The organism is Dactylosporangium sp. NPDC005572 (assembly GCF_040605515.1).
Lineage (GTDB): Bacteria > Actinomycetota > Actinomycetes > Mycobacteriales > Micromonosporaceae > Dactylosporangium.
In genome coordinates this window covers 1-8,680 of the sequence record NZ_JBEXCY010000331.1, presented here as the reverse complement: position 1 = coordinate 8,680, position 8,680 = coordinate 1, and the positions used below count along the sequence as shown (strand labels likewise).

Annotated in this window: 4 protein-coding genes; 2 read left to right on the top strand and 2 right to left on the bottom strand. The window is 74.0% G+C overall.

Features of this window, described 5'->3' with window-relative positions; genetic code table 11:
* Positions 1–3,978: beta-ketoacyl synthase N-terminal-like domain-containing protein (locus ABZS66_RS58710; protein ID WP_354773228.1), on the top strand; the 3,978-nt coding region annotated here is incomplete at its 5' end.
* Positions 3,975–6,119, top strand: coding sequence for an acyltransferase domain-containing protein (locus ABZS66_RS58705; RefSeq protein WP_354773226.1), 2,145 nt, complete (start codon positions 3,975–3,977; stop codon positions 6,117–6,119). The genes ABZS66_RS58710 and ABZS66_RS58705, both read left to right, overlap by 4 nt.
* Positions 6,120–6,179: 60 nt before the next feature.
* Here ABZS66_RS58705 and ABZS66_RS58700 read toward each other — a convergent pair whose 3' ends face one another.
* Both ABZS66_RS58700 and ABZS66_RS58695 read right to left on the bottom strand, forming a co-directional pair.
* On the bottom strand, positions 6,180–7,808 hold the full coding sequence (locus ABZS66_RS58700) for an FAD-binding protein (protein ID WP_354773224.1): 1,629 nt from the start codon (positions 7,806–7,808) through the stop codon (positions 6,180–6,182).
* 94 nt (positions 7,809–7,902) lie between these two features.
* Positions 7,903–8,680 (bottom strand): class I SAM-dependent methyltransferase (locus ABZS66_RS58695; RefSeq protein WP_354773222.1); only part of this gene is annotated, 778 nt, incomplete at its 5' end.

Below are 8,680 nucleotides of genomic sequence, written 5' to 3'. Positions count from 1 at the left end.
TACCTGCTCGACCCGGTGGCGTACCGCGCGGTTCGGACGTGGGAGGAGCGGGAGCTGCTCGGCGTCGACCCGGCCGACGTCGACCTCACCGTGCCCGCCGACGAGCTCGGCCTGGACCACACCGGGCGCCGCCGGTTGCTGGAGCGGCTCGGCTCCCCGCTGCCGGTCGAGGACTTCCCGGCCCGCACCACCCTGGCCGCGCTCGCGGTCCGCACCGCCGCGGCGGAACCGGCGGAGGCGACCACCCCGGCGCCGGCCGGCGACGACCTGCTCCGCCGGGCCGAGGGCTACCTCGTGCGGCTGCTCGCCGAGGAGTCGCGCCTGCCCGTCGAGCGCATCCGGACCCGGGCGCCGCTGCAGGAGTACGGCATCGAGTCCGTCCTCATCGCCCGGCTCAACCAGCGCCTCGAGGACGCGTTCGGCGGGCTCTCCTCGACGCTCTTCTTCGAGTACCAGACCATCGCCGAGGTCGCCGGGTACCTCACCCGCGAGCGGCCCGAACGGGTCGCCGCCCTCACCGGCGCGCCGCTGGCGACCGTGGCCCGGGAACCGGCGCCGGCCGAGCGGCCCGCCCCGGCCGGGCCGGTCCGCGGTACCGGCGACATCGCGGTCATCGGCATGGCGGGCCGGTATCCGATGGCCGCCGACAACGACGAGTTCTGGCAGAACCTGCTCGCCGGCCGGGACTGCATCGTCGAGGTGCCGGCCGACCGGTGGGACCACGCGCGGTACCTCAGCGACGACCCGGAGGAGCCGGGCACCACCTACGCCCGGTGGGGCGGCTTCATCGACGACGTCGACAAGTTCGACGCCCGGTTCTTCCAGATCGCGCCCAAGGAGGCCGAGGGGATGGACCCGCAGCAGCGGCTCTTCCTCGAGTCGGCCTGGGCGGCGCTGGAGGACGCCGGCTACACCCCGGCCCGGGTCCGCGAGACCGCCCGGCGGCGCGGCACCAAGGATGCCGGGGTCTTCGCCGGCGTCACCTACGGCGAGTACCAGCTGCTGGTCGACCTGCCCGCCGCCGGCTACTGGGCGGTGCCGAACCGGGTGTCGTACCACCTCGGCTTCAACGGCCCCAGCCTGGCGGTCGACACCGCCTGCTCGGCGTCGATGACGGCGGTGCACCTGGCCGTGGAGAGCCTGCGCCGCGGCGAGTGCGGCTACGCGATCGCCGGCGGCGTCAACGTCTCCATCCACCCCGGCAAGTTCGTGCTCCTCGGCTACGGTCGCTGGGCCTCCTCCGACGGGCGCTGCCGGGCCTTCGGCGCCGGCGGCGACGGGTACGTGCCCGGCGAGGGCGTCGTGTCCCTCGTCCTCAAGCCGCTCGCCGACGCCGAGGCCGACGGCGACCGGGTGTACGCGGTGATCCGCGGCAGCAGCGTCAACCACGGCGCCCGCACCAACGGCTTCACCGTGCCCAACCCCAACGCCCAGGCCGACCTGGTGCACGAGGCGCTCGTCCAGGCCGGCGTCGACGCCCGCGCGGTCAGCTACGTCGAGGCGCACGGCACCGGCACGTCGCTGGGCGACCCGATCGAGGTGACGGCGCTGACCAACGCCTATCGCCGGTTCACGCCCGAGCACGGGTACTGCGCGATCGGCTCGGCCAAGGCCAGCATCGGGCACCTGGAGGCCGCCGCGGGCGCCGCGGGCATCGTCAAGACGGTGCTGCAGCTGCGGCACGAGACGATCGCGCCGTCGCCGCACGCCGACCCGCCGAACCCGAACATCGACTTCGCCCGCAGCCCGTTCGTCGTGGCCGCCAAGAGCGTGCCCTGGCCGCACGTGCCGGGCGGATCGCCGCGGATCGCCGCCGTCAGCTCCTTCGGCGCCGGTGGGGCCAACGGGCACGTCGTGCTGCAGGAGTACCCGCCGGCGCCCCCGGTCGCGCCAGCCGGCGGCCCGCGGCTCGTCCTGCTCTCCGCACGGCGCCCCGAGCGCCTCGCCGAGCAGGCCCGCAACCTCCTGGCGTTCCTGCGCGGCCCCGCCGGCGCCGCGGTCACGCTCGAGGACGTCGCCTGGACGCTGATGCGCGGCCGGGAGCCCTTCGAGCATCGACTCGCGGTCGTGGCCGGCTCGGTCGAGGAGCTGGCCGGGCAGCTGGCGGGCCACCTCGCCGGCGCCCGGGTCCCCGGCGCCGCCCACGGCCACGTCCCGGCCTACTCCGATCGGGCCGACGGCACCGCACCGTCCGACGTGGACCACCTGCGCCGGCTGTACGCCGGCGGGCAGTGGCTGCGCCTGGCCGAGCTGTGGACGCAGGGCTGGGCGATCGACTGGCCGGCCCTGGCCGGGCAGCCCGCGGGGCGGATCGTGAGCCTGCCGACGTACCCGTTCGCCCGCGACCGGCACTGGGTCGTCCCCGCCGAGTACCGCCGTACCGCGCTTCCCGCCGCCGATGAGCCCGCGCCAGAGCCGGAAGGGACGCCGGCGCTCGCCGGTGCGCCCGAGCCGGACGACTTCCGTGCGTCGGTGCTGCGGACCGTCACCGAGGTCTTCGCCGAACTGACCAAGGTCTCGCCGGACGAGCTCGACCCGGACGCCGACTTCATGGACTTCGGCTTCGACTCCGTGACGTCGGTGCGGATGCTCAACCGGCTCATGAAGATCTACGACGTGCAGCTGGCCGGGTCGCTCATCGTGGAGTACACCACGATCGGCTCCCTCACCGACCACCTCGTCGGCGAGGGCCTGCTCGTCGGCGCCGGCGGTGAGGGCGCGCTGCCCGAGGTGCTGACCGCGCCCGCCCGCGAGGTCGAGCCGCTGGTGCTCGACGCGCCGCTGCCGGTCGAGTCGGTCTTCCTCACCGGCGTCACCGGCGTGCTCGGCGGGCGGCTGCTGTACGACCTGCTCGCCGGCACCACCGCGACGGTCAGCTGCCTGGTGCGCGCCGACGACGAGGACGAGGCCATGCGGCGCATCGCCCGGCTCCTCGCGGTGTACGACCGGGAGGGCGCGCTCACCGGCGAGTTGCACAAGCGGGTCACGCCCCTGCTCGGCGACGTCACCCGCGAGCACCTCGGCCTCGACCCGGCCCACTACGAGGCCGTCGCCGCCCGCACCGACCTGACCATCCACGCCGCCGCCCGCACCGTGCTCGTGACCTTCTACGACGCGCTCGCCCCGATCAACGTCGAGGGAACCCGGCGGATGATCGACTTCGCGCTGCGCACGCCGCACAAGCACCTTGCCTACGTCTCCAGCTTCAGCGCCCTCGGCGACTGGCTGCTGGAGAACAACCGGCCGTTCACCGAGCACGACCTGGAGCTCGGGCAGGAGTACGACCACCTGCCGTACCAGCAGACGAAGTACCACGCCGAGAAGCTCATCCGGGCGGCGACCGACGAGGGCCTGGTGTGGAACATCTTCCGGCCCGGCAACATCATGGGCGACGCGCGCACCGGCCGTTATCCGTTCGCCGAGGTGACGGTCAAGGGCGCCTACTACGACATCTTCAAGACCGTCGCCGAGACCGGGATCGCCGCGATGACCCCGAACCACTGGGACATCACGCCGGTGGACTACGTCGCGGCCGGGCTGCTGCACCTGGCCATGCGGCGGGGCACGTACCGCGAGACGTACCACCTCACCAACCCCGACATCCAGAGCCTGTACGACGTGTTCACCTACGTGCGCGCGTACGGGTACCCGATGCGGCCGGTCACGATCGAGGAGTACCACCGCCTCGCCGTGCAGCGGCTCTTCCGGACGCCGGGCTCGGACGAGCCCTACGACAGCCAGACGGTCGAGATGATCAAGTACGGCATCGAGACCTGGGGGCCGGAGCACTACGCCCGCAGCAGCCCGCCCGACAGCGCGTTCACCCGCGCCCTGCTCGAACCGGCCGGCATCGTCTGCCCGCCGATCGACGTGCTCGTGAAGCGCTACCTCGAGCACTGCGTCGAGGTCGGGTTCCTGCGCCCGCCGACCGGCGCCGCCGAAGGGGTCGACGGGGCCCAGGCGGTGGACGCCCGATGAGCGTCACCGTGGTCTTCCCGGGCCAGGGCTGCCAGCGGGCCGGCATGGGCGCCGACTTCGCGCGGCGGTACCCGATCGCCCGGGAGACCTTCGAGGAGGCCGGCGACGCCGTCGGGCTCGACCTCATGCGGATGTGCTTCGAGCCCGACGCGCGGCTGCACCTCACCGCCTACACCCAGCCGTGCGTGCTGGCCGCCGAGATCGCCGCCTACCGGGTCGTGGTCCAGGAGTGCGACCTCACGCCCGACCTGTTCGGCGGGCACAGCCTCGGCGAGTACGCGGCCCTCGTCGCGGCCGGCGCGATGCCGTTCGCCGACGCGGTCGGCCTGGTCCACGTCCGCGGCACGCTCATGCAGCAGGCCGTGCCCGAGGGGCAGGGCGCCATGGCGGCGCTGCTGCTCGACGACATCGCCGCCTCGGGGGCGGTGCAGGTCGCCGAGGCGGCCGGCGCCGAGGTGGCCAACCACAACTCGCCCGAGCAGGTCGTCATCAGCGGCGACACGCTCAGCGTCGAGCGGGCCCGGCTGGCCCTGGCCCGCTCCCACCCCGCGCTCACCTTCATGAAGCTCAAGGTGAGCGCGCCGTTCCACTCCAGCCTCATGCGCCCGGCCAGCGACGAGTTCGCGTCCTGCCTGCGCTCCCTCGCCGACCGGATCGACCCGGCGCGCGCGGCCGTCGTCGCGTCCAACTTCACCGGTGCACTGCACCGGCCCGACGAGCTGCTGGGCAACCTCGTCGGGCAGCTCGCCGGGCCGGTGCGCTGGCTGGACAACATGCGGCTGCTGACCGGGGCCGAACGCACGGTCCTGGAGATCGGGCCGCGCTCGGCCCTCGCGAAGTTCTTCGGCGCGATCGGTACCACGGTCACCACCATCACCGGCGTCGCGGACCTCTCGCCGCTGACCCGCGCCGACGCCGCTTCCCTCGGGGACCCGGGGTTCGCGCGGGCCCACGGGACCCGGCTGGCGTACGCGGTCGGCGGGCTGCCGCTCGGCATCACCTCGCCCGCCCTCGTGGCCCGGCTCGCCGGCGACGGGCTGCTCGGCTACCTCGGCACCGCCGGGCTCGACCCCGAGCGGGTCGAGGACGACGTGCGGCGGCTGCGGGCCGAGCTGCCGGCCGGGGCGCCGTGGGGCGTGTCGGTCGCCCGCGACCCGCACCGGCCCACGCTGGCCCCGCGGACCATTGAGCGGCTCCTGGAGCTCGGCGTGGACCGCCTGGAGGTGACCGGCTACGCCGAGGCCGCACCGGAGCTGGTGCGCTACCGGCTGGCCGGCGACGGCGGCCCGAACCGGCTCCTGGCCCGGGTCGGCGACGTCGGCGCGGCCGCCGCGTTCCTCGGGCCGCCACCGCCGCAGACCGTGCAGATGTTCTACGAGCGCGGCGTCATCGACGAGGACCAGGCCCGCCGGGCCGCCGACATCACCATGGCCGACGACGTGTGCGTCGACGCCGCCGCCCCGGACGCCCCGCCCCTGGCCACCGAGCTGACCCTGCTGCCCGCCGTCGCCCGGCGCCGGGCCGGCCTCGCCGCTCCCGTCCGGATCGGCGTCGCCGGCGCGCTCGGCACGCCCGCGGCGGTCGCGGCCGCCTTCGCGCTCGGCGCCGACTTCGTGCTCACCGGCCCGCTCAACCAGTGCTCGCCCGAGGCCGGGCTCAGCGACCGGGCCAAGGACATGCTCGCCGCCGCCGGCCCCGACGACTTCACCACCGCCCCGGCCGCCGAGGACGGGCAGCGCGAGCGGGTCCTGCGGCGCGGCACGTTCTTCCCCGCCCGCGCCGAGAAGCTGCACACCCTCGGCGACGGCGGTGCCGCGCTCGACCCCGCCGAACGGGAGCGCATCGAGCGGCAGTTCCTCACCCGCGGCCTCGACGAGCTCGCGGACGCCCCGGACGCGCCGGGCGCCGCCCCGCTGCAGGCGGCGCTGCGCTTCTACCTCGCCGACGCGCTGCGCCGCGCCTGCGCCGGGGAGGAGGCCGAGCGGCTGAACTACCGCATCGTCGGCGGCCCCGAGGTCGGCGAGTTCAACGAGGCGGTCCGCGGCACCCCGCTGGAGCCGTGGAGCGCCCGGCACGTCGACGACATCGCCCGGCACCTCATGGACGGGGCCGCGTGGCTGCTGCAACAGCGCGGGCAGTGAGCGGGAACGGCGAACGGGCCGGGCGGATGATCCGCCCGGCCCCCTTTGTGTGCCGGAGGGTCAGGGAAGCTCGATGGAGAGCTTGTGACGGAAGACGTTGCCCGGGTCGTAGGCGGCCTTCACCCGCTGCAGGCGCGGGTAGCTGCCCTTGTAGTACAGCGTCGACCACGGCACGCCCGAGGTGTTCAGCGCCGGGTCGGCCAGGTCGATGTCGGCGTAGTTGATGTACGAGCCGTCGGTGACCGCGTTGGGGACCGGCACGCCGCCCGTGCCCGCGTAGAGGTCGCGGTAGAAGTCGCGCAGCCAGCCGATGAACGTGGCGTCCTGGGCCGGGTTCGTCCAGTGGGCGGTGTGCATGACCTTCAGGACGGAGTCGCGCTGCGGTACCGCCGTCGCGTCCCACGGCAGCGAGTTCACCTTGCCGCCGTAGGAGTTGAAGAACACGCCCGCCAGCGGCGAGGTGATGTCCGTCGCGGTCAGGTAGTGGTGGGTGATCGCCAACTGCTCGTCGCTGTACGGGCCGCGCAGGTACGTGCCCTTGGCCTTGTTGCGCCGGCCGACCTCGTCGCCGGTGTCGGAGTAGCCGGCGACGTTCGTCGACTCCAGCCACGGCCGGGTCGAGTCGGTGAGCTGGTACGGCGCGCCGACCGGGTCGACGACCGCCGCCTTGAACTGGGCCACCAGGTCGTTGGTCGCGGGGTCGGTGGGGTCGACGACCACCGAGAGCAGGTTGGCCGGGAACGAGTTCTTGTGCGCCGCGATGAGCGTGGCGTTCAGCGCCGTGAACGGCGAGGCCGGGCCCGAGTTGGCCAGGTGCCAGTTGATGTAGTTCTTCAGCAGCTGGGTGAACGTCGCCTGGGTCAGTGCGGCCCACGGGAAGACGAACGCGAGGCTCCGGCTCATCCGCGGCGGTGCCGGCAGCAGCGTCGCCGGGTTGCTGCCGGTGGCGCCCCAGGCGCGCATCCAGTACTTCGTGACGACGCCGAAGTTGCCGCCGCCGCCACCGGTGTGGGCCCACCACAGCTCGCGGTTGGGGTCGCCCGCCTCGCGGGTCGCCACGATCGTCTTCACGTTGCCCGACGCGGTCACGGTGACCACCTCGACCGCGTAGATGCAGTCGGAGGAGAGCCCGTTGCGCCGGCACAGGGCGCCGAAGCCGCCGCCCTGGAAGTGCCCGCCGGCACCGACGGAAGGGCAGGTGCCGGCGGGCACGGTCACGGCGTACTCGGTGTACAGCTTGCGGAACACGTCGCGCAGGGTCGCGCCGGGCTCGATGAGGAACGCGTTGCGGGACCTGTCGAACGCGATCTCGGTCATCCGCGACATGTCGATCTGGACCTTGACGTTGGGGTCGGTGACGAAGCCCTCGACGCAGTGCCCGCCGCTGCGCACCGCGATCTGCTTGCGCGCCCGGACCGCCGCCTGCACGGCCTGCTCGACCTGGGCGGTCGTGTTGACGACCTGTACGTAGTCGGGGTTGCCGACGAAGCGGCCGTTCCAGCTGCGCACGAGGTCGGCGTAGCGCTGGTCGCTCGGCGGGACGACGACGGAGGGTGCGGCCGGCAGGCAGGCGCTCGACGTCTCGGCGACGGCCGCGGCGGGGGAGGGGGCGACCGCCAGACCGGCGGCGCCGCCGGTGGCCGCGGCCGCGCCGGCGAGTAAGGTTCGGCGGGACAGTTTCGTGGACATGGGAATCCCCGTCTCTAGTCCGATCATTCGGCGCCCACGAACCTAGTGACGCCCCCGCACCCCGATAACCCCTACGAACCCCAGAGGCGCGGGGTCAGACAATGGTGCCCGCAGCGGCGTCGGAGCGCACCGCGGTGACGAACAGGAACGTGCCCGGCGTGTACACCTCGCGCACCGTCAGGCCCGCCTTCTCCAGCCAGCCGCGCAGGTCGTCCGGGTCCGAAAGGTTCACCGGGACGACCCCGAACGGCCGGGTCTGGAAGTAGCGCACCAGCGGGTCGGGCGAGGGCCGGAACGTCATCACCGTGAACGTGCCGCCCGGGCGCAGGCACCGGCCCACCTCGGCGACCGCGGCCGCCGGGTCCGGCAGCGACTGCAGCGCGTTCCAGCAGTTGACCGCGCCCAGCGAGGCGTCGGCGAACGGCAGGTTGAGCGCGTTGCCGCGCACGGCGACGACGTCGGGCTGCGTGCGGCCGATCTCGTCCAGCATCGCGGTGGAGAGGTCCAGCGCGAGCACGCGCCCGGGCCCGAACCGCTCCGCCAGCACGGCGGTCCACCGGCCGGTGCCGGCCGCGAGGTCGAGGATCGGGCCGTCGACCGGCTCCACGTGGGTGCGCAGGTAGTCGTCCTCGTCCTCGACGGTGATGAGCGGGTGCCAGTTCGAGCCCTTCCAGCGCAGGAACGCCGGGCGGATCCCGCTGTACCGCAGGGGCACGTTGCGGGTCATCGGCTCGTACTGGTCGCCGATGCCCCCGGACAGGTCGAGGAAGCCGCGGGTCGCCGGGTACCGCGCGCCGCACGACTCGCAGTGCGCCCCCTCGGGCGTCGCGGCGAGCCCGCCCCGGCACGCCGGGCAGGCGAACACCGCGGCC

What these genes read in the sequence shown, in the direction of transcription:
- ABZS66_RS58705 (WP_354773226.1), top strand. Translation starts at nt 3,975, where the DNA reads ATGAGCGTCACCGTGGTCTTCCCGGGCCAGGGCTGCCAGCGGGCCGGC.
- ABZS66_RS58700 (WP_354773224.1), bottom strand. Translation starts at nt 7,808, where the DNA reads ATGTCCACGAAACTGTCCCGCCGAACCTTACTCGCCGGCGCGGCCGCG.